A 19,459-nucleotide genomic window follows, 5' to 3' on the forward strand; every position below is an offset into this window, starting at 1 on the left:
CATGGGCAAGGACAAGGATACATCCCGCACCCATCCCAATCCCAGGGAGCGGCAGACCAGTGACGCCTACGCGCACCGGCTCAAGCGGATGCGCGAACGCGGGCTGAAGCCGCCGATCGCCCCGCACGGCGACGAGACCGACCAGATGAAGTCCGAGTACGCGCTCGACTGCGGCTGGGGCCGGCTCGTCTTCGCCCAGACCTTCGAGACCGCCCAGCCGCTGATCGCCGCCCTGCGCGGCGAACAGCCCGACCAGCGCGACATCGCCATCTATGTGCGCAACCCGCACGTGCTCCTGGCCAACGCCCCGCAGGAATTGTTCCTCGATCCCTCGCACACCTACCGGCTCGACCTGTCGCGTTACCGTCCGTCGCGTCGCGGGCCGACGGGCTATTTCATCCGGCGACTGACCTCGCAGGCGGACGCCGAGGCGATCAACCGCATCTATGCGGCCCGATCGATGGTGCCCGTACCGCCCGAATTCTTCTGGTCGCAGCGGGACGCGCGCGCGATCACCTATTTCGTCGCCGAGGACAATGAGACCGGCGAGGTGATCGGCACGGTCACCGGCGTCGACCACGGCCACGCGTTCGGCGATCCCGAAAACGGCTCGTCGCTGTGGTGCCTCGCCGTCGATCCGGCCGCGCGCCACCCGGGCATCGGCGAGACGCTGGTGCGCCGGCTGGCCGAATATTTCGCAACGCGCGGCGCCGCCTTTCTCGACCTTTCGGTGCTGCACGACAACGACCAGGCCATCGCGCTCTACGAGAAGCTCGGCTTCGAGCGCGTCGCCTTCTTTTCGGTCAAGCGCAAGAACCCGATCAACGAGACGCTGTTCACCGGTCCCGAGCCCGACGAGGCGCTCAACCCCTACGCGCGGATCATCACCCACGAGGCACGCCGCCGCGGCATCCATGTCGAGGTGGTCGACGCCGAGGGGGGCTTCTTCCGGCTGACCCATGGCGGCCGGTCGATCCTGTGCCGCGAAAGCCTGTCCGAACTGACGACGGCCGTGGCCATGTCGATCTGCGACGACAAGACGGTGACACGCCGGATCGTCAGCGCGGCGGGCGTGCGCGTGCCCGAACAGCTTTCCGCCGACGCCAGTCCCGACGAGATCGCCGAATTCGTCGCCCGCGCCGGGCGCGTCGTCGTCAAGCCGGCGCGCGGCGAACAGGGGCGCGGCATCTCGGTCGGGCTTTCGGCGAACGACGATGTCGATGCGGCGATAAAGGCGGCGCGAACCGTCTCCGACGTGGTGCTCTTGGAGGAGTATATCGAGGGCGAGGATTTGCGCCTGATCGTCATCAATTTCCGCGTCGTCGCCGCCGCCGTGCGCCGTCCGCCGGTGATCGTCGGCGACGGAACGCGCACGGTGCGCGAACTGATCGAGCGCCAGAGCCGGCGCCGGTCCGCCGCCACGGGCGGCGAGTCGCGCATTCCGCTCGACGCGGAGACCGAACGGACCCTCGCCGAGGCGGGCTACGGGCTCGACGACACGCCGCCCGCCGAGACCTCGATCGCCGTGCGCAAGACGGCCAACCTGCACACGGGTGGCACGATCCACGACGTCACCGACATCGTGAACCCGACCCTCGTCAACGCCGCCATCAAGGCCGCGCGCGCCATCGACATTCCGGTCACCGGGATCGACCTGATGGTGAAATCGCCGCAATCGGCCGACTATGCCTTCATCGAGGCCAACGAACGGCCGGGGCTCGCCAACCACGAACCCCAGCCAACGGCAGAACGCTTTGTTGACTTGCTCTTCCCCCTGTCGGTACCTCAGGCCGTACGCCAATCGGTAAGACAATCGGGGGAGAGAGGCTGATGACACGCCTGCATATCGATCACGACTACCTGCTCGAGATCCTCAGGGCGTTGCTCGCCATACCCAGTCCGACCGGCTACACCGACATGATCGTCCGCTACGTGTCGGGCGAACTTGGCAAGTTCGGCCTTGCGGTCGAACTGACGCGACGCGGCGCGATCCGCGCCATCCGGCCCGGTGTCGAGGAACGCGGCGCCCGTGCCATCGTCTCCCACCTCGATACGCTCGGCGCCCAGGTCAAGATGATCAAGGATGACGGCCGGCTCGAACTGGTCCCGATCGGCCACTGGTCGGCGCGCTTCGCCGAGGGCGCGCGGGCGACCGTCTTCGCCGGCGACGGCGCCTATCGCGGCACCATCCTGCCGCTCAAGGCCTCCGGCCACACGTTCAACGACGAGGTCGACAGCCTGCCGGTGGGCTGGCCCTATGTCGAGTTCCGTATCGACGCGCTCGCCCGCAATCGCGAGGACATCGAGCGGCTCGGCGTCGGCATCGGCGACATTGTCGCCATCGACCCGCAGCCCGAATTCCTCGACAACGGCTTCATCATCTCGCGTCACCTCGACAACAAGGCCGGCGTCGCCGTCATGCTCGCCGCGCTCAAGGCGATGCAGGACGAAGGCGTCGAGACGCCGGTGGACATCCACTGGCTGTTCACGATCGCAGAGGAGGTGGGCGTGGGCGCCTCGTCGATCCTGACGCACAATGTCGCCTCCATGGTCACCGTCGACAACGGCACCACGGCGCCGGGCCAGAACTCGGACGAGTTCGGCGTGACCGTCGGCATGGCCGACCAGACCGGTCCGTTCGACTTCCACCTGACCAAGAAGCTGGTCGACCTGTGCGGGGAAAACGACATCCGGTACCAGAAGGATGTCTTCCGCTACTACCGCTCGGACTCCGCCAGCGCGATAGAAGCCGGGCACGATGTGCGCACCGCGCTGATCACATTCGGCGTCGATGCCAGCCACGGCTATGAGCGCATCCACACCCATGCGTTGCGATCGCTGGCCGAACTGATCACCGCCTATGCGACCAGCCCGGTCAACATCAAACGCGACTTCGCCGAGAGCGGCGATGTCAAGGGCTTCACCCGCCAGCCGCTGGCCGAAGCCGCGCAGGACCTTTCGCCGGACATCGAGGATGACGAACTCGAGGAGCAGGAGCACCACTGAGCGGCGGCGAGGCCGTTAGCCGGCCAACCGCACCAGCGCCGCAAGCATCAGCGCCGCGCCCTTTTCGACGTCGGCCCACTCGGTCCATTCGTCCGGCGCGTGGCTGACCCCGCCCCGGCTCGGCACGAACACCAGCGCCGAAGGACACAGCGCCTGCATGGTCTGCGCGTCGTGACCCGCCCCTGAAGGCATTTCGAGCGCCGGCAGGCCGAGCGCTGCGGCCTGTTCGGCGAGAAGATCGCGCAGAGCCCCGTCAAGTTCGACCGGCGCCAGCCAGCTCTTCTCGTCACGAGCGAACGAAAGGCCGTGCCGGCCGGCCGCCTCGGCGACGATCGAAAGGAACCGGTCGCGCAGGGTGACCATCACCGTTTCGTCCGTGTCGCGGATGATCACCGAGAACACCGCCCGGCCGGCGACCGTGTGCGCATGGTTGGGCGAGAGTTCGACCTTGCCGATCGTCACGCGGCTCTGGTCGGTGCCGTGAGCGGCGATCAGGTCCGGCACGGCCGCGCCGACCTCGGCGAGCCCGGCGAACGCGTCAGCGCGCATGTCCATAGGCGTGGTGCCCGAATGGTTGGCCTGGCCCTCGAACGTGATCTCCAGATTGCACACGCCCGACACCGCCGAGGCGATGCCGACCGGCATGCCGGCGCCTTCCAGCACCGGACCCTGCTCGATGTGCAGTTCGACGAATGCCGCGACGGCGCCCGGTGGCCATGCCGCCTCGGCCACGCGCGCCGGATCGAGACCCTGCGCCGCCATCGCATCGACGAGCCGGATGCCGTCATTGTCGGTGGCAGTTTCCAGCCAGTCCGGATCGACGACGCCGGCGATCGCCTGCGAGCCGAGCATGCCGCCGAAGCGCCCCTCCTCCTCGGCCGTGGCGACCACTTCGATCGCCGTTCGCGGCGCCAATCCGGCATCCTTCATCGCCAGCACGCATTCCAGCGCCACCGCAACACCCAGCGCCCCGTCGAACGCGCCGCCGTCCGGCACGGTGTCGAGATGCGATCCGGCCATGACGCACGGCCCCTTTGACGGCCCGAATCGGCCGAACACGTTCCCGACCGCATCGGTGCGCACGTCGAGCCCGTGCCCGGTCATCGCCTCGGCGAACCAGCGCCGCACGGCCATGTCCGCGTCCGAATAGCCGATCCGGTTGAACCCGCCCGTCGCCGGATCGCGGCCGAAACCCTTTATCGCGTCGAGCAGGCGCGCAAGGCGCCCTTTGTCGATGGCCGGATGGCCGCCCGTCATCGGTGTGCCGTCGTCATTGCATGCATTGTCCCGTCTCCACCCCCATCAATGCACAAATATTTGTCATGATAAATCCTTGCCAACGGGCAAATTTTGCGGATTAATTGCGGGCAGTTCAGAAAGGGAGACCGTCATGAAGCATTTCCTGGCTGCGGCGCTCACCGCGGCGGCGCTGGCGATATCGGCGCCCGCCTTCGCCCAGACCCCGCCCAACGTCCTGGTGGTGGGCCAGATCGCCGAACCCAAGTCGCTGGACCCGCACGCGGTCACGGCGGTCAACGACTTCCGCATCCTGGTGAACCTCTATGACGGGCTGACGCGCTACAGGGACGGCACGCTGGAGCCCGAACCCTCGCTCGCCGAAAGCTGGGAAGTGTCCGACGACGGCACCGTCTACACCTTCTCCCTGCGCCAGGACGTGACCTTCCATGACGGCACGCCCTTCAACGCCGAGGCGGTCAAGTTCAACTTCGACCGCATGCTCGACGAGGACCATCCCTACCACGACACCGGACCGTTCCCGCTGGCCTTCTACTTCTCGGCCGTCGACGAGGTCACGGTGATCGACGAGTTCACCGTCGAGTTCCGGCTCGGCGAGCCCTATGCGCCGTTCCTGTCCAACCTCGCCTATCCGACCGGCCTGATCGTCTCGCCGGCGGCGGTGATGGAGCATGGCGCCGATTTCGGCCGCAACCCCTCCGGCACCGGCGCCTATTCCTTCGTCGAGTGGGAGCCCAACACCCAGGTCACGATCCAGCGCAACGCCGACTGGTGGGACGGTGCTCCCGATCTCGAAGGCATCGTCTACCGGCCGATCACCGACGCCAACACGCGCATCGCCGAGATGCTCTCGGGCGGCATCGACGTGATGGTCGAGGTGCCGCCGGACAGCCTCGCCCAGTTCCGCGACGGCGGCGACTTCAACGTCTACGAACAGGCCGGCCCGCACGTGTGGTTCCTGATCCTGAACATGAAGGAAGGCCCGTTCGCCGAAAAGGCCGTGCGCCAGGCCGCCAACTACGCCATCGACAAGACGGCGATCGTCGAGAACATCCTTCAGGGCACCGCCGAAGTGGCCGCCGGCCCGACCCCGCCGGCCTTCGCCTGGGCCTACAACGAGGAACTCGAACCCTACCCGCACGACCCCGACCGCGCCCGCGAACTGCTCGAAGAGGCCGGCTATGACGGCGAGACGGTGACCTTCTACGTCACCGAGGGCGGCTCGGGCATGCTCGATCCGGTCGCCATGGGCACCGCGATCCAGGCGGACCTCGAAGCGGTCGGCATGGATGTCGAGATCGAGACCTATGAGTGGAACACCTTCCTCGGTCGCGTGAACCCGGGACTCGAGGGCAAGGCCGACATGGCCGAGATGGCGTGGATGACCAACGATCCGGACACACTGCCCTTCCTGGCGCTGCGCACCGCAGCCTGGCCCGAGGAGGGCGGCTTCAACTCGGGCTACTATTCCAACCCCGAGGTGGACGACCTGCTCGAACAGGCGCGCCGCGCCACCAACCAGGACGAACGCGCCGAACTCTACAAGCAGATGCAGCAGATCGTGCAGGAGGACGCGCCCTGGGTGTTCGTCGCCAACTGGAAGCAGAACGCGGTGACCACGGCGGCGGTCGAAAACTTCAAGCTGCAGCCGTCCTTCTTCCTGATGCTGCAGGACGTCGCCAAGCCGCAATAGGCGCCGGGGACGCCTCATGCGGCGATATCCGCCCGACCGCGGACCTCGTTCCGGGGCTTGTCCCCGGAACTCAGTCAGGCCGCAACCAGCATGGATCCCGGGGACGAACCCCGGGATGACGGCGCGGGGTAAGCCAGCATGATCGCCTACATCGCCAAGCGTCTGCTCGCCGCCATTCCGGTCCTGTTCGGGCTGACCATCATCGTCTTCGCCATCATGGCGCTGATCCCCGGCGATCCGGCCCAGGCGATCCTGGGCAATTTCGCCACCCCCGAGAACGTCGAAAAGCTCAATCGCGACCTCGGCCTCGACAAGCCGCTGGTCCAGCAATACTTCATCTGGCTGGGCAACCTGTTCCAGGGCGATCTCGGCCGCTCCTACATGCAGAACCGGCCCGTGCTCGACATCGTGCTCGAGCGTTTCAACGCCACGCTGATCCTCGCCGGCACCGCGCTCGTCCTGTGCTCGGTACTCGGCCTGATAGCCGGCGTGATCTCCGCCGTGCGCCAGTATGGCTGGGCCGACAAGGCGATCACCTTCATCGTCCTGATCGGCATCTCGATCCCCTCCTTCTGGCTCGGCCTGCTACTGATCCTGGTCTTCGCCGTCAACCTGCGCTGGTTCCCCGCCTCGGGCATGTATTCGATCTTCGGCGGGGGCGATCTGCCCGACCTTCTGCATCATCTGTTCCTGCCAGCGCTGACGCTCGCCGTCGTCGCCACCGGCGTCATCGCGCGCCTGACGCGCACCGCCATGCTCGAAGTGCTGCGCCAGGATTTCATCCGCACCGCGCGCGCCAAGGGGCTGAGCGAGCGCACCGTCATCTACAAGCACGCCTTCAAGGCCGCGCTCGTCACGGTCATTCCGGTGATCGGCATCCAGGCCGGCTTCGTGCTCGGTGGGGCGGTCTATATCGAGACCGTCTTCCAGTGGCCCGGCATCGGTTCGATGCTGGTCACCGCCATCTCGACGCGCGATCTCCTGCTCGTGCAGGGCGGCGTGCTCGTCGTCGCCGCCGCCTACGTGCTGTTCAACCTGGCCGCCGATGTGGTCCAGACCATTCTCGATCCGAGGCTGCGCTGATGACCGCCGTCGAAAGCGCCCCGATCCAGCCCGCCAGAAAGCCCTCAGGCCGGCCAAGCGCAACCCGGCTGCTGCTCAACAACACGCTCGCCACCGCCGGGCTTGTGGTCCTTGCCGCGATCGTGCTGATCGCGCTCGCCGCGCCGATCCTGCCGCTCGCCGACCCCGATGCGACCGCGCCCGCCAACCGCCTGCTGCGGCCGCTTGCCGAAGGCCATCTGCTCGGCACCGATGCGCTCGGCCGCGACATCCTCTCCCGGCTGATCTGGGGCACCCGCGTCAGCCTCGCCGTCGGCATCTCGGCAACGCTGATCGCCGCCTTCTTCGGCTCGCTGATCGGCCTGGTCGCCGGCTATGCGGGCGGCCGCATCGACACGGTGCTGATGCGCGGCATCGACATGGTCATGGCCTTTCCCTACATCCTGCTTGCATTGGCGATCGTCGCCGTGCTCGGGCCGGGGCTTCTCAACGCGCTCTACGCCATCGCCGTCGTCAACATCCCCTTCTTCGCGCGCAACATTCGCGGCATCACGCTCGGCCTTGCCCGGCGCGAATTCGTCGACGCGGCGCGGCTTTCGGGCAAGAGCCACGCGCAGATCCTGTTCATCGAGGTGCTGCCGAACGTGCTGCCGGTGATCGTCATCACCATGTCGACCACGGTCGGCTGGATGATCCTGGAGACGGCCGGCCTGTCCTTCCTCGGCCTTGGCGCACAGCCGCCGCAAGCCGATCTCGGCTCGATGCTGGGCGACGGCCGCAAGATCCTTTTCACCGCCCCACACGTCTCGATCATTCCCGGCCTGATGATCTTCGTGCTCGTCATGAGCATCAACCTGCTCGGCGACGGCGTGCGCGACGTGCTCGACCCGCGCCTGAAATCCGGCGCGCTATCGCGGCCGGTCGCGCGCACGGCGGTGATGCGCGAGGGCCTCGTGCCCGATGTCGCGCCCGATCCCGACGCGGTGCTCGACGTGCGCGACCTGAATACCCAGTTCCGGCTCGGCGGCGATGTCTACAGGGCGGTCGGCGGCGTCGACATGCGCGTCGGCAAGGGCGAATGCCTGGGGATCGTCGGCGAGAGCGGCTCGGGCAAGTCGGTCTCGGCCATGTCGATCATGGGGCTGGTGCCGAGCCCGCCCGGCCGCATCACCGGTGGCGTGGCGCTGCTCGAGGGCGAGGACCTGTTTTCGGCGTCCGACGCGCGCATCCGGCAATTGCGCGGCTCGGCGGTCAGCCACGTCTTCCAGGACCCGCTGTCGACGCTGCATCCTTTGTTCACCGTGGGCGATCAGCTCGTCGAGGCGATCCGGGCGCACGATCCCCTTCCGAAGGCCGAGGCCGGCCGCAAGGCCGCCGAACTGCTCCGCATCGTGCGCATTCCGAACCCTTCCGAGCGCATGAAGGCCTATCCGCACGAATTGTCCGGCGGCATGCGCCAGCGCGTGTGCATCGCCATGGCGCTCGCCCATGACGCGCGCGTGATCATCGCCGACGAGCCGACCACCGCGCTCGACGTCACGGTGCAGGCGCAGGTGCTGTCGCTGCTCGACACGCTGCGCGCCGAACGCGACACGGGGATCCTGTTCATCACCCATGATTTCGGCGTGGTCTCGGCGATCTGCGACCGCGTCGCGGTCATGTATGCGGGCAGGTTCGTCGAGACCGGCACGACCGAGGAGATCCTTTCGGCCCCCGCCCATCCCTATACGGCCAAGCTGATCGACTGCGTGCCGGTGCTGGGCGAGCCCGACCGCCGGCTCGACGCGATCGAGGGCCGCCCGCCCATGGTCAACGATCTGCCCGAGGGCTGCGCCTTCGCGCCGCGCTGCCCGCGCGCGCAGGCCGACTGCCGCGCCGCGCCGATCGGCCTGACCGAACTGGGCGAAGGCCGCACCGTGCGCTGCATCCACCCGCTGACCGGGGACGACCGCGATGCCTGACGCCGCGCTTCTGACCATCGAGGGCGTCGACAAGACCTTCGGCGGCGGCCGCACGCTGCTCGGCGCAGACCGACCTGCCGTCCACGCCGTACAGGACGTCTCGCTCGACGTCCGCCCCGGCGAGACGCTCGGCGTCGTCGGCGAATCGGGCTGCGGCAAGTCCACCCTCGCCCGCATGATCGTCGGGCTCGACCGGCCGACCGGCGGCCGCATCACGTTCGATGGCCGCGATCTGGCCGCCGAGGCCGGCCGCGATCTCAGGCGCCTGTCGCGCGACGTGCAATATGTGTTTCAGGACCCGGTCGCCTCGCTCAATCCGCGCAAGACCATCCGCACCATCCTCGAAGCGCCGCTGAAACATCTGACCGATCTGGATGCGGCCGGCCGGCGCAAGCGGCTCGAGGAACTGATGAACGCGGTCAATCTGGCGCCGGGTTTCCTCGATCGCTATCCGCACGAATTCTCCGGCGGTCAGGCCCAGCGCATCGGCATCGCCCGGGCGCTCGCCGCCGATCCCAAGCTGATCGTGCTCGACGAACCGGTCTCGGCGCTCGACGTGTCGGTGCAGGCGCAGGTGCTCAACATTCTGGATGATCTGAAGGACCGGTTCGGGCTGACCTACGTCTTCATCAGCCATGACCTGTCGGTCGTCGAAAGCGTCTCCGACCGGGTCGCGGTGATGTATTTCGGCCGGATCGTCGAGGTCGGGCCGGCGCGCGCCGTGTTCGGCCGGCCGCGCCATCCCTATACGCACCTGCTGCTCAATTCGGCCCCCGCGCCCGGCCGCAAGTCGCTGATCCCCGAGGATGCCGAGACCGAACTGCCCGACCCCTACAACCCGCCACCGGGCTGTCCCTTCTTCGCGCGCTGTCCGCGCGGCACCGACATCTGCACCTCGGCCATGCCGCCGCTCGAGGCCGCACCCGACGACGCCCGCCACCGCGCCGCCTGCTATCACCCGCACGGCGAGGCGGCCCCATGACCGGCAACGCCACCGGGCCGGTCGACCTGCCGCCGCCGCCCGCGCCGGCGCGCCGGCGCAAGCGGCCCGACATGATCGCCGACGCCATCCGCGACAAGATCATGCAGTCGGACCTTCAGCCCGGCGAGCGCGTGCCGACCGAATGGCTCGCCGACGAGGCCCTGCGCGCCTCGCGCGGCACGCTGCGCGAGGCCATGAAGATCCTCGAATTCCAGGGGCTGATCGCCACCCGCACCGGCCCCGGCGGCGGCGCCTTCGTCAGCGCCGTCGAGGAGAACCATGCGCTCGGCATGCTCAACAATCTGTTCGTCTTCGATCCGCCCTCGATCGCCGACATCTATGCGGTGCGCAAGATGATCGAACCGGCGATCGCCGCCGAAGCCGCCCGGACCGGCATTGCCGAGACGGCCTTCGAGGCGCTGCAGGCCACCGTGCGGCTCTACGAGCGCGAACCGGCCTCGGCCGAGGAGGAATACGGCCAGCGGCTGGCCGAACTCGACTTCCACGCCGAGCTGGCGCGCACCTCGTCCAACCGGCTGTTCGGCCTGATCGCCTTTCTGATGCTCGGCCTTCTGCGCGACATGACCGTGTGCCGGCAGATCTACCAGCAGCCCAATCCCGGCCTGCGCGAGACCGGTCTGCACTATCAGGTGCGCCTTCTGCGCGCGATCCGGGCGCGCGACGTCGACGCCGCCCGCGCGATCATGCACGAGCACATGGTCGAGGCCGAACAGTACATGCTCGAACGGGCCGCGATGCGCGCGCGGCCGGGGCGCGGCGAGGATGGCTGAACGCGGCGGACCATGGCGCACCATCCACAGCGCCCACCACCATTGCGGCTGGGACAATGCGATCGAACCGGTCGCCCATGTCGCGCCGGGCGAAACGATCACGCTCGAATGCCTCGACGCGGCCAGCGGCCACTATACGCGGCACAGCACCAGCGCCGACATCGCGACGATGGACCCCGATGCCGTCAACCCGGTCACCGGCCCCATCCATGTCGACGGCGCCGAGCCGGGCGATGCGCTCAAGGTGACGATCGTCGATCTCGCCCCGTCGGGCTTTGGCTGGAGCGCGCTGATCCCCGGCTTCGGCCTACTCGCCGACCAGTTCCCCGACCCGCACCTGCAGCTCTGGGACTATGACCGCGCCGCCCGCGCGCCCGCCTTGCTGGGCGCCCATGCGCGCGTGCCGCTCAAGCCCTTTGTCGGCACGATCGGCGTCGCCCCCGGTGCCCCGGGCCGGCACGCCATCATCCCGCCGCGCCGCGTCGGCGGCAACATGGACGTGCGCGATCTGGCCGCCGGCACCGAGCTCATCCTTCCGGTCGAGGTGGCGGGCGCGCTGTTTTCGGCCGGCGACACCCACGCCGCGCAGGGCGATGGCGAGGTGTGCGGCACGGCGATTGAGAGCGCCATGGATCTGACGGTCAGGGTCGACCTGATCAAGGACGCCGCGCCGCGCTTTCCGCACTTTTCGACGCCGGGCCCGGTGACCCGCCATCTGGACGGTGCCGGCTACGAGGTGACCACCGGCATCGGCCCGGACCTGATGGCCGCCGCGCGCGATGCGGTATCCGGCATGATCGATCATCTCGGCGCCTGGCGGCAAATGCCGCCCGAGGACGCCTATGTCTTGTGCTCGGTGTGCGGTGACCTGCGCATCTCCGAGATCGTCGACGCGCCCAACTGGGTGGTCTCGTTCTACCTGCCCCGGATCGTCTTCGCGTAACCGGCGACTTCCATTCGCGCCGGATCGCTGATGCTTCGCCCCGCCCGCGCAGGAGGCCCTGAGGACTTGCGGCCGTCGGACACCCCTTTCCCGCGGCGATCGCGCCTTGAGCTTTGCGGCGGCGGCCCATACAAGCGGCGCACGCGAACAAGGGGACGGACATGGCAAGTGGTGGGGCAAGTGGTGGGGCTAGCGGCGGTGCAAGCGGCGCAATCAGGCTGCACAGGGGCGATCTGAGCGAGGACGCGGCCGCGCGCTACGGCGACCGCATCGCCATCGACACCGAAACGCTCGGGCTCAATCCGCACCGCGACCGTCTGTGCGTGGTCCAGCTTTCGCCCGGCGACGGCACCGCCGACGTGATCCAGATCGCCAGCGGCCAGAAGCGCGCTCCCAACCTCGTCCGGCTCCTGCGCGACCGCAAGAGGACCAAGATCTTCCATTTCGGCCGGTTCGACATCGCCGTGCTCGAAAAGGCCTTCGGCGTGTCGACCCAGCCGGTCTTCTGCACCAAGATCGCCTCCAAGCTGACCCGCACCTATACCGACCGGCACGGGCTCAAGGATCTGGTCCGCGAACTGCTCGATGTCGAGATATCCAAGCAGCAGCAATCGTCCGACTGGGCGGCCGAGACGCTCACCGACGCGCAACTCGCCTATGCGGCCAGCGATGTGCTGCACCTGCACGCGCTGATGGACGCGCTGGTGTTGCGGCTCGAACGCGAAGGACGCACCCGCGAGGCCGAGGCCTGCTTCCGCTTCCTGCCCACCCGCGCCCGGCTCGATCTGATGGGCTGGCCCGACGAGGACATCTTCGCGCACAGCTGAGGCGTTCTTCGATGGACAATCCGCTTATGATCTTCGACTGCGATGGCGTGCTCATCGACAGCGAGGCGGTCTACCTGCAGGTCGAACTGGGCTTTCTCGCCGCCAAGGGGGTCAGCGTCGACCGCGACTGGTATGTCGGCGCCTTCATGGCGCTGGCGGCCGACAAGTGGCGCCGGCAACTGTCGGACCTCTTGCTCGAAAGGACCGGCGCGCCGCTGACCGACGACGACTATGTTGCGCTCAAGAGCGAGTCGCGCCGCCGCGTGATCGAGGACGTGCGGCCGATCGCGGGGATCGACGCACTCCTTCGGCGCCTGACCGCGCCGCGCTGCGTCGCCTCGTCGACGCAGTTGCCGTTCCTGCCGCTCAAGCTCGAGCGCGCCGGGCTGGACCGCTTCTTCGGCGAAAACGTCTTCTCGGGCGACATGGTCGAAAACGGCAAGCCTTCGCCGGACCTTTTCGAACTGGCCGCCCGCAGGATGGGGTTTTCGCCGGGCGACTGCATCACGGTCGAGGACAGCGCCAACGGCGTGCGCGGGGCCAGGGCGGCCGGACAGTTCGTCATCGGCTTCACGGGCGGGGGCCACTGGTCCGACAAGTCGGGCGCGCAACTGCGCGATGCCGGCGCGGACATGGTCGTCGCCAGCCATGCCGAACTCGCCGACTGGCTTTCGGAAAACACGGGCGCGCTTGTCGCCTAATCCCGCCTTTTGACGATGCCGACGCGGCGCATCACCTCGTCGGGGATACGATAGGTCCGCGTCAGGTGATGGTCCGTCTTCAGGCCCAGAAAGTCGCGCTGGATGAACAGCGCCCAGGCGCAATCGGCCGCCTCCTGCACCAGCTCGGTCCGGTCGCGGTTGGCGCCGGGCGTGGCGTCGTGCCGCTCGAGCGCGGCGAGCGCGGCCTCCAGCTTCTTGCCGGCGCGGCCGAGCGCTGCGGCCGTCTCCTGGGCCGCCTCGTAGGCGAACGCGTCGATCGTCGCCTCGCCGTTGGCCAGCTTGCGCAGTTGCGGCGCCTTGAGCATGGCGCTCCCCGTTCGTTCCGACCCGTCGAGAAATAGCAGCCCGGCCGGCTCTGTCGAGGCCGAAAAAAGCCCGCCGGTCGGGCGACCGGCGGGCTCTGAGGATAGTGGTTGGACGGGGCGGCTTACTTGTCGCCTTCGTCCTGCTTCTTGAGCGCGGCGCCCAGAATGTCGCCGAGCGAGGCGCCGGAGTCGGTCGAGCCGAACTGCGCCACCGCTTCCTTCTCCTCGGCGATTTCCAGCGCCTTGATGGAGACCGAAACCCGGCGGTCCTTCTTGTTGAACTGGGTGACGCGGGCGTCCAGACGCTGGCCCACCGAGAAGCGCTCGGGGCGCTGCTCGTCGCGGTCGCGCGACAGGTCCGACCGGCGGATGAAGCTGTCCAGATCGTGATCGACCAGCTTGACCTCGATACCGCCATCGGTGATGCCGGTCACCTCGCAGGTGACGACGGCGCCCTTGCGCAGCGTGCCCGAAGCGGCCGCATCGGCGATCGCATCCTTGGTCAGCTGCTTGATGCCCAGCGAGATGCGCTCCTTGTCGACATCGACGTCGAGCACCACGGCCTTGACCGTGTCGCCCTTGTGATAGTCCTCGATGGCGTCCTCGCCGGAACGGTTCCAGTCGAGATCGGAAAGGTGGACCATGCCGTCGACATCGCCATCAAGGCCGATGAACAGGCCGAACTCTGTCTTGTTCTTGACCTCGCCCTCGACGACGTCGCCGACCGGATGGTTCTGCGCGAACTCTTCCCAGGGGTTGTTGAGCGTCTGCTTGAGGCCGAGCGAGATGCGGCGCTTGTCCGGATCGACCTCGAGCACGACCACCTCGACTTCCTGGCTCGTCGACAGGATCTTGCCCGGATGGACGTTCTTCTTGGTCCACGACATCTCGGAGACGTGGATCAGACCCTCGATGCCCGGCTCGACCTCGACGAACGCGCCATAGTCGGTGATGTTGGTGACCCGGCCGGTGATCTTGACGCCCATCGGGTACTTCGTGCCGATGCCTTCCCAGGGGTCGGCCTCGAGCTGCTTCATGCCGAGCGAGATGCGGTGCGTCTCCTGGTTGATGCGGATGATCTGCACCTTCACGGTCTGGCCGATCTGCAGGATCTCGGTCGGGTGGTTCACCCGGCGCCATGCCATGTCGGTAACGTGCAGCAGCCCGTCGATGCCGCCAAGGTCCACGAACGCGCCATAGTCGGTGATGTTCTTGACCACGCCCTCGACGACCTGGCCCTCTTCGAGGTTCTGGACGATCTCCGAGCGCTGTTCGGCGCGGCTTTCCTCGAGCACGGTGCGACGCGACACGACGATGTTGCCGCGGCGCTTGTCCATCTTCAGGATCTCGAACGGCTGCGGCGTGTGCATCAGCGGCGTGACGTCGCGGATCGGGCGGATGTCGACCTGCGAACGCGGCAGGAACGCCACGGCGCCGTCCAGATCGACGGTGAAGCCGCCCTTGACCTGGTTGAAGATGTGGCCTTCGACCCGTTCGCCATTGTTGAACTTGGCTTCGAGCTTGACCCAGGCTTCCTCGCGCCGGGCCTTGTCGCGCGACAGGACGGCTTCGCCCAGCGCGTTCTCGACGCGCTCGACATAGACCTCGACCGTGTCGCCGACATTGAGCGTGCCGTCCTTGGCTTTCGCTCCGAATTCCTTGAGTGCGATGCGCCCTTCGACCTTAAGGCCGACATCGACGATGGCCATGTCCTTCTCGATGGCCGTGATCGTGCCTTCGACGACACGTCCCTCGGCCGCATCCTGGCTGGCAAACGAGGATTCGAGGAGGCTGGCGAAGTCCTCCCGCGTGGGGTTCAGTTCTGACATTGATGCTCCTGGTGCGCGGGCGATGCTGCTTGGATCGCGTCACGCGCGGGCGCCGGGGTTCGGGTTTTCTCTGCCAACGGTCGATCCGGGCCCAAGCGGGCCGTCCGGCGCGGGATCGTCGCTGACGGGTTCAAATACGGTCCAGCGCCCGGTCTATGATCGCGCGGGCGGCCTGGAACGCCGCTTCTATAGTCATATCGGAGGTGTCAAGCAAGTGCGCGTCGTTCGCCGGCCGCAGCGGCGAGTCCGAGCGTCCCATGTCGCGCGCGTCGCGCCGCTCGATGTCGGCGAGGATCGCCGTCTCGTCCGCCTCACCGCCGCCTGCCAGGATCTCGTGATAGCGGCGTCTGGCCCGTTCGGGCGCCCCGGCGGTGACGTAGAGCTTCACCGGCGCGTCCGGGCAGACGACGGTGCCGATGTCGCGGCCGTCCAGCACCGCGCCCGGCGGTGTCGCGGCAAAGGCGCGCTGGCGGGCGACCAGCGCCCGCCGCACGCCGGGCATGACCGCGATGCGGGAAGCCGCCTCGCCGACGCCGTGATCGGCGAGGATCGTGCGATTCATCGCGGCAAGGTCGAGCGTTTCGGCGGCCTCGATCGCACGCGCCTCGTCGTCGAGCGGCGCATCGGCCGCCAGCAGCGCATGCGCGACCGCGCGATAGGTCAGCCCCGTATCGAGATGCCGCAACCCGTAATGGGCGGCGATCCGCCGGGCGAGCGTGCCCTTGCCCGAGGCGGCGGGACCGTCGATCGCGATCACCGGCATCATGAGGCGCTCTCCGCTTCGGCGGCACGCAGCACGCACTGGCCGGTGACGGCGAGCGACCAGCCGCCGTCGCGGTCGTCGATCCGGCATTGCGCGCCGAAGACACGGAGGCGTCGGGCGAGCCCGGTCGGCGCTGCGCCCTCGCCTTCGAGCCGCGTGATCCCCGGGGTGTTCAGCGCCGCAAGCGCGATTGCCCGCAGCACCGTCTCGCTCCAGCCCGCACAGGCATGGCGCGCCGGCACCGCCGAGGCCTGGCCGGCGAGCACGATGGTGTCGGCGTCCGGTGCGCTGGCCTGAATGCCCATCGCGGCGGTCGCGGCAAGAAACGCGTCCCTCTCACCGTCCGGCAGGGCCGACCGGCAGGCGATGCGCGCGGCCATGTCATAGGGCGCGACAAGGCCCGCCACCAGAAGCGCGGCATCGGCATCTTCAAGAGCAAGCGTCGCCGCCGGTTCGAGCAGGCAGCCATTGCCGGCGCCGGTCGCCGCAATACCCGCGTCCGTCCGTTCGATCCGGGCGCCGAGCGCCGCCATCGCGTCAAGGATCGGACGATCGCCGGACCGGGTCGACGGCAGCAGGGTGCGGCCGGCGGCGAGGCCGGCAAGGACGATATCGAGATGGTCGTCGGATGCGGTCATCTTGGGCTGGCGCATGGCGGTCGGCCGCGCATAGGCCAGCCGGGGCGGCGCGTCAAACCACGGGCCGCAAAAGCCCGGTGCGCGGGGGTTGAAGCCATGGCGAAATGGCCCCAACTGGCGTCACGAATTGGCTTTGACAGTGTGGTCGCTTGCCGTTATGCACCGGTCCACCCTGAAAGGCCTGACCATACAGGCGCGCATCGACTTCCTGCGCAATCCACGATTCTTGACGACGACTCGAAGGGGCCCGGCCGTGGCGAAACCAGAACTTGGAACCAAGCGCGTTTGCCCGGAAACGGGACGCAAATTCTACGATCTGAACAAGGACCCGATCGTCTCGCCCTATACGGGCAAGAGCTATCCGCTGTCCTTCTTCGAGGACCCCGGCTCGGACCCGATCGAGGAGAAGGCCGAAGAGACCGAAGCGGCGACGACCGAAAAGGAAACCGAGGACGACGCCGAAACCGAGGGCCCCGAAGTGCTGTCGCTCGAGGAAGCCGACGAGGAGACCGCGCCGGCCTCCGAGAAGCTGCCCGATCTCGACGAGAGCGAGGATGACGAGGTGCTCGACGAGGACGAGTCCGACGACGACACCTTCCTTCCCGACGATGACGACGATGATGACGACGACGTCAGCGGCATCGTCGACATCAACGACGATGACGACGATTGACGCTCGGGCCTGACCGCGGCCGGCCCCACCGCCGACCGCGATAAAGGCCTTGATTAGGGCGCCTCGAGATTGTATCGAGCGCCGGTCCGCGCCGCCCGGAAGCGGACCATCCCTCTAGGGGCCATAGCTCAGCTGGGAGAGCGCTTGCATGGCATGCAAGAGGTCAGGGGTTCGATTCCCCTTGGCTCCACCATTTCCGGACGCGCCGCCGCCAGCCAACCCGGCGCGCAGGCTACGGTTCGAGCTTTCTCCTCTCACCTCCACGGCCTTGATCTTCGCCGATCCGCGCGCTTCGCGCCGTGGCGCGTTCCTCCATCGGCGCTCGCGCTTCAGTCCATCACCCGTGTCGGGCTGAGCGCGCGCGGATCGGTGACGATCTCGATCAGCGTGGCCTTGTCGGCTGCAAGCGCGCGCTGCATGGCCGCGCCGAACTCGTCGGTCGCCTGCACGCGTTCGCCATCGAGCCCGTAGGCCCTTGCCAGCGCGATGAAATCCGGATTGACCAGCGACGTGCCGGAGACGCGCCCCGGATAGTGCATCTCCTGATGCATGCGGATGGTGCCGTACATGGAATTGTTGACCACCAGCACGATGATGGCGAGGCCCGCCTCGGCCAGCGTGCCCAGTTCCTGAACCGTCATCTGCAGGCAGCCATCGCCGGCAAGCGCGATGACCGTCCGGTCGGGCGCGGCCAGCTTGGCGGCGATCGCGGCCGGCAGGCCGTATCCCATCGAGCCAGAGGTGGGCGCGAGCTGCGTCCGGTAGGCCCGGTGCCGATAGAAGCGGTGCAGCCAGGCGGCATAGTTGCCCGCCCCGTTCGTCACGATCGCGTCGGCAGGCAGGTTCTCGCGCAGCCAGATCACCGCTTCGCCCCAGTTGACCGCGCCGGGCATCGGCGTTGCCGCGTCGCTCCAGGCGCGATAGGCGGCATTCGCTTGCTTCGTCCATTCCGACCAGACCGGATCGGCCGGCGCGTCGAGCGCCCCGGCCGCTTCGATGAACGCGGCGACGCTCGCGGCGATCGGCAGCGTCGGCCGATAGACATGGCCGAGTTCGTCCGGTTCGGGGTGGATGTGGACGAGCGGCTGCTTCGGCACGGGGCTGTCGAACAACGTGTAGCCCGAGGTCGTGCAATCGCCGAGCCGCGCGCCGAGCGCGATCACCAGATCGGATTGGCCGATCCGGTCGGCCAGGGCCGGATTGATGCCGAGGCCGGCGTCGCCTGCATAGTTCGGATGGGTGTTCGGAAACCGGTCCTGGGCGCGAAACGCGCAACAGACCGGCAGCGCCCAGCGCTCGGCGAAGGCGACGAATCGGTCGACGAGACCGGCATCCCAGCCCGGCCCGCCGGCGATGACCAGCGGCCGCTCGGCCGCCCGCAGCATGGCGCCGAACCGGTCCATCTCGGCGGGTGACGGATGCGCCTGGACGGGCGCGGAGGCCGGCGCGGCGACCGTCTCCGCCGTGCCGCTCAGCACATCTTCGGGCAGCGCCAGAACGACCGGGCCGGGGCGGCCGGACTGCGCCACCGAAAAGGCGCGCGCCAGATATTCGGGCAGGCGCCCGGTCTCGTTGACCTGCGCGGCCCATTTGACCTGGTCGCCGAACATCGCCTTGACGTCGATCTCCTGGAACGCCTCGCGATCCATGTCGCCGGTCGCGATCTGGCCGACCAGCACGATCATCGGCGTCGAATCCTGGGCGGCCACATGCACGCCGGCATAGGCGTTGGCCGCGCCCGGCCCGCGCGTTACAAGGCAGATGCCGGGTCGACCGGTCAGCTTGGCATGAGCGTCGGCCATCATCGCCGCGCCGCCTTCCTGACGGGCGACCGTCAGCCGGATCGAGGGCGTATCGTGCAGCGCATCGAGGATCGGAAGAAAGCTCTCGCCGGGCACGCAGAACGCCTGCGTGACCCCGTTGGCGACCAGCGCGTCGACCACCAATTGCCCGCCCGTCCGCGCCATCCCGCCTCTCCCTGTCGCTCGGCCCTGTCGGCGGTGTGTG

At 68.1% G+C, this 19,459-nt stretch carries 17 protein-coding genes and 1 tRNA gene; 12 read left to right on the top strand and 6 right to left on the bottom strand.

What is annotated here, in order from left to right; translation table 11 throughout:
• Position 1: 1 nt before the first annotated feature.
• Positions 2 to 1,831, top strand: coding sequence for an N-acetylglutaminylglutamine synthetase (ngg, locus tag E0E05_RS15095; RefSeq protein WP_192900416.1), 1,830 nt, complete (start codon positions 2 to 4; stop codon positions 1,829 to 1,831).
• On the top strand, positions 1,831 to 3,006 hold the full coding sequence (locus tag E0E05_RS15100) for an osmoprotectant NAGGN system M42 family peptidase (RefSeq protein ID WP_131617460.1): 1,176 nt from the start codon (positions 1,831 to 1,833) through the stop codon (positions 3,004 to 3,006). Before ngg ends, E0E05_RS15100 begins: the two co-directional genes overlap by 1 nt.
• A 15-nt stretch (positions 3,007 to 3,021) precedes the next feature.
• Here E0E05_RS15100 and E0E05_RS15105 read toward each other — a convergent pair whose 3' ends face one another.
• Positions 3,022 to 4,263 carry a Zn-dependent hydrolase gene (locus tag E0E05_RS15105; RefSeq protein WP_131617461.1) on the bottom strand — a complete coding sequence of 414 codons (1,242 nt, stop codon included), beginning with the start codon at positions 4,261 to 4,263 and terminating at the stop codon, positions 3,022 to 3,024.
• A gap of 133 nt (positions 4,264 to 4,396) precedes the next feature.
• Between E0E05_RS15105 and E0E05_RS15110 the strand changes: the two genes are divergently transcribed.
• The 8 genes from E0E05_RS15110 (at position 4,397) to E0E05_RS15145 (ending at position 13,223) form a co-directional block, all read left to right on the top strand.
• Positions 4,397 to 5,956, top strand: a complete 1,560-nt coding sequence (locus E0E05_RS15110) for an ABC transporter substrate-binding protein (RefSeq protein ID WP_131617462.1) — start codon at positions 4,397 to 4,399, stop codon at positions 5,954 to 5,956.
• A gap of 138 nt (positions 5,957 to 6,094) precedes the next feature.
• Positions 6,095 to 7,039 (top strand): ABC transporter permease, encoded by a 945-nt coding sequence (locus E0E05_RS15115; protein ID WP_131617463.1) that lies wholly within the window; start codon positions 6,095 to 6,097, stop codon positions 7,037 to 7,039.
• Positions 7,039 to 8,979, top strand: coding sequence for a dipeptide/oligopeptide/nickel ABC transporter permease/ATP-binding protein (locus E0E05_RS15120; RefSeq protein WP_131617464.1), 1,941 nt, complete (start codon positions 7,039 to 7,041; stop codon positions 8,977 to 8,979). Before E0E05_RS15115 ends, E0E05_RS15120 begins: the two co-directional genes overlap by 1 nt.
• Positions 8,972 to 9,961 (top strand): ABC transporter ATP-binding protein, encoded by a 990-nt coding sequence (locus E0E05_RS15125; RefSeq protein ID WP_131617465.1) that lies wholly within the window; start codon positions 8,972 to 8,974, stop codon positions 9,959 to 9,961. Before E0E05_RS15120 ends, E0E05_RS15125 begins: the two co-directional genes overlap by 8 nt.
• Complete coding sequence (locus tag E0E05_RS15130) at positions 9,958 to 10,752, top strand: FadR/GntR family transcriptional regulator (protein ID WP_131617466.1); 795 nt, start codon at positions 9,958 to 9,960, stop codon at positions 10,750 to 10,752. The genes E0E05_RS15125 and E0E05_RS15130 overlap by 4 nt, the downstream gene beginning before the upstream one ends.
• Positions 10,745 to 11,695 carry an acetamidase/formamidase family protein gene (locus tag E0E05_RS15135; RefSeq protein ID WP_131617467.1) on the top strand — a complete coding sequence of 317 codons (951 nt, stop codon included), beginning with the start codon at positions 10,745 to 10,747 and terminating at the stop codon, positions 11,693 to 11,695. Before E0E05_RS15130 ends, E0E05_RS15135 begins: the two co-directional genes overlap by 8 nt.
• A 161-nt stretch (positions 11,696 to 11,856) precedes the next feature.
• Positions 11,857 to 12,522, top strand: coding sequence for a ribonuclease D (locus tag E0E05_RS15140; RefSeq protein WP_131617468.1), 666 nt, complete (start codon positions 11,857 to 11,859; stop codon positions 12,520 to 12,522).
• A gap of 11 nt (positions 12,523 to 12,533) precedes the next feature.
• Positions 12,534 to 13,223, top strand: a complete 690-nt coding sequence (locus E0E05_RS15145) for an HAD family hydrolase (RefSeq protein WP_131617469.1) — start codon at positions 12,534 to 12,536, stop codon at positions 13,221 to 13,223.
• Here E0E05_RS15145 and E0E05_RS15150 read toward each other — a convergent pair.
• From E0E05_RS15150 to E0E05_RS15165, 4 genes are all read right to left on the bottom strand, one after another.
• The gene (locus E0E05_RS15150) at positions 13,220 to 13,549 is read right to left on the bottom strand and encodes a DUF6665 family protein (protein WP_131617470.1); all 330 of its coding nucleotides are present in this window, start codon (positions 13,547 to 13,549) and stop codon (positions 13,220 to 13,222) included. The two genes, E0E05_RS15145 and E0E05_RS15150, sit on opposite strands and share 4 nt — an antisense overlap.
• A 122-nt stretch (positions 13,550 to 13,671) precedes the next feature.
• Complete coding sequence (gene rpsA, locus E0E05_RS15155; protein WP_131617471.1) at positions 13,672 to 15,378, bottom strand: 30S ribosomal protein S1; 1,707 nt, start codon at positions 15,376 to 15,378, stop codon at positions 13,672 to 13,674.
• A gap of 130 nt (positions 15,379 to 15,508) precedes the next feature.
• Positions 15,509 to 16,144 (bottom strand): (d)CMP kinase, encoded by a 636-nt coding sequence (gene cmk / locus E0E05_RS15160; protein ID WP_131617472.1) that lies wholly within the window; start codon positions 16,142 to 16,144, stop codon positions 15,509 to 15,511.
• Entirely contained in the window at positions 16,141 to 16,794 is a 654-nt protein-coding gene (locus E0E05_RS15165; protein ID WP_131617473.1) for a 3-phosphoshikimate 1-carboxyvinyltransferase, read from the bottom strand. Before E0E05_RS15165 ends, cmk begins: the two co-directional genes overlap by 4 nt.
• Before the next feature lie 238 nt (positions 16,795 to 17,032).
• On the opposite strand from E0E05_RS15165, the gene E0E05_RS15170 reads away from it, so the two are divergent.
• Positions 17,033 to 17,452 (top strand): TIGR02300 family protein, encoded by a 420-nt coding sequence (locus E0E05_RS15170; RefSeq protein ID WP_131617474.1) that lies wholly within the window; start codon positions 17,033 to 17,035, stop codon positions 17,450 to 17,452.
• A gap of 117 nt (positions 17,453 to 17,569) precedes the next feature.
• Positions 17,570 to 17,645, top strand: a tRNA-Ala gene (locus E0E05_RS15175).
• Between the two features lie 136 nt (positions 17,646 to 17,781).
• Here E0E05_RS15175 and E0E05_RS15180 read toward each other — a convergent pair.
• Entirely contained in the window at positions 17,782 to 19,419 is a 1,638-nt protein-coding gene (locus E0E05_RS15180) for a thiamine pyrophosphate-binding protein (protein WP_131617475.1), read from the bottom strand.
• Positions 19,420 to 19,459 lie beyond the last annotated feature (40 nt).

Origin of the sequence: Roseitalea porphyridii (assembly GCF_004331955.1) — a bacterium.
Lineage (GTDB): Bacteria > Pseudomonadota > Alphaproteobacteria > Rhizobiales > Rhizobiaceae > Roseitalea > Roseitalea porphyridii.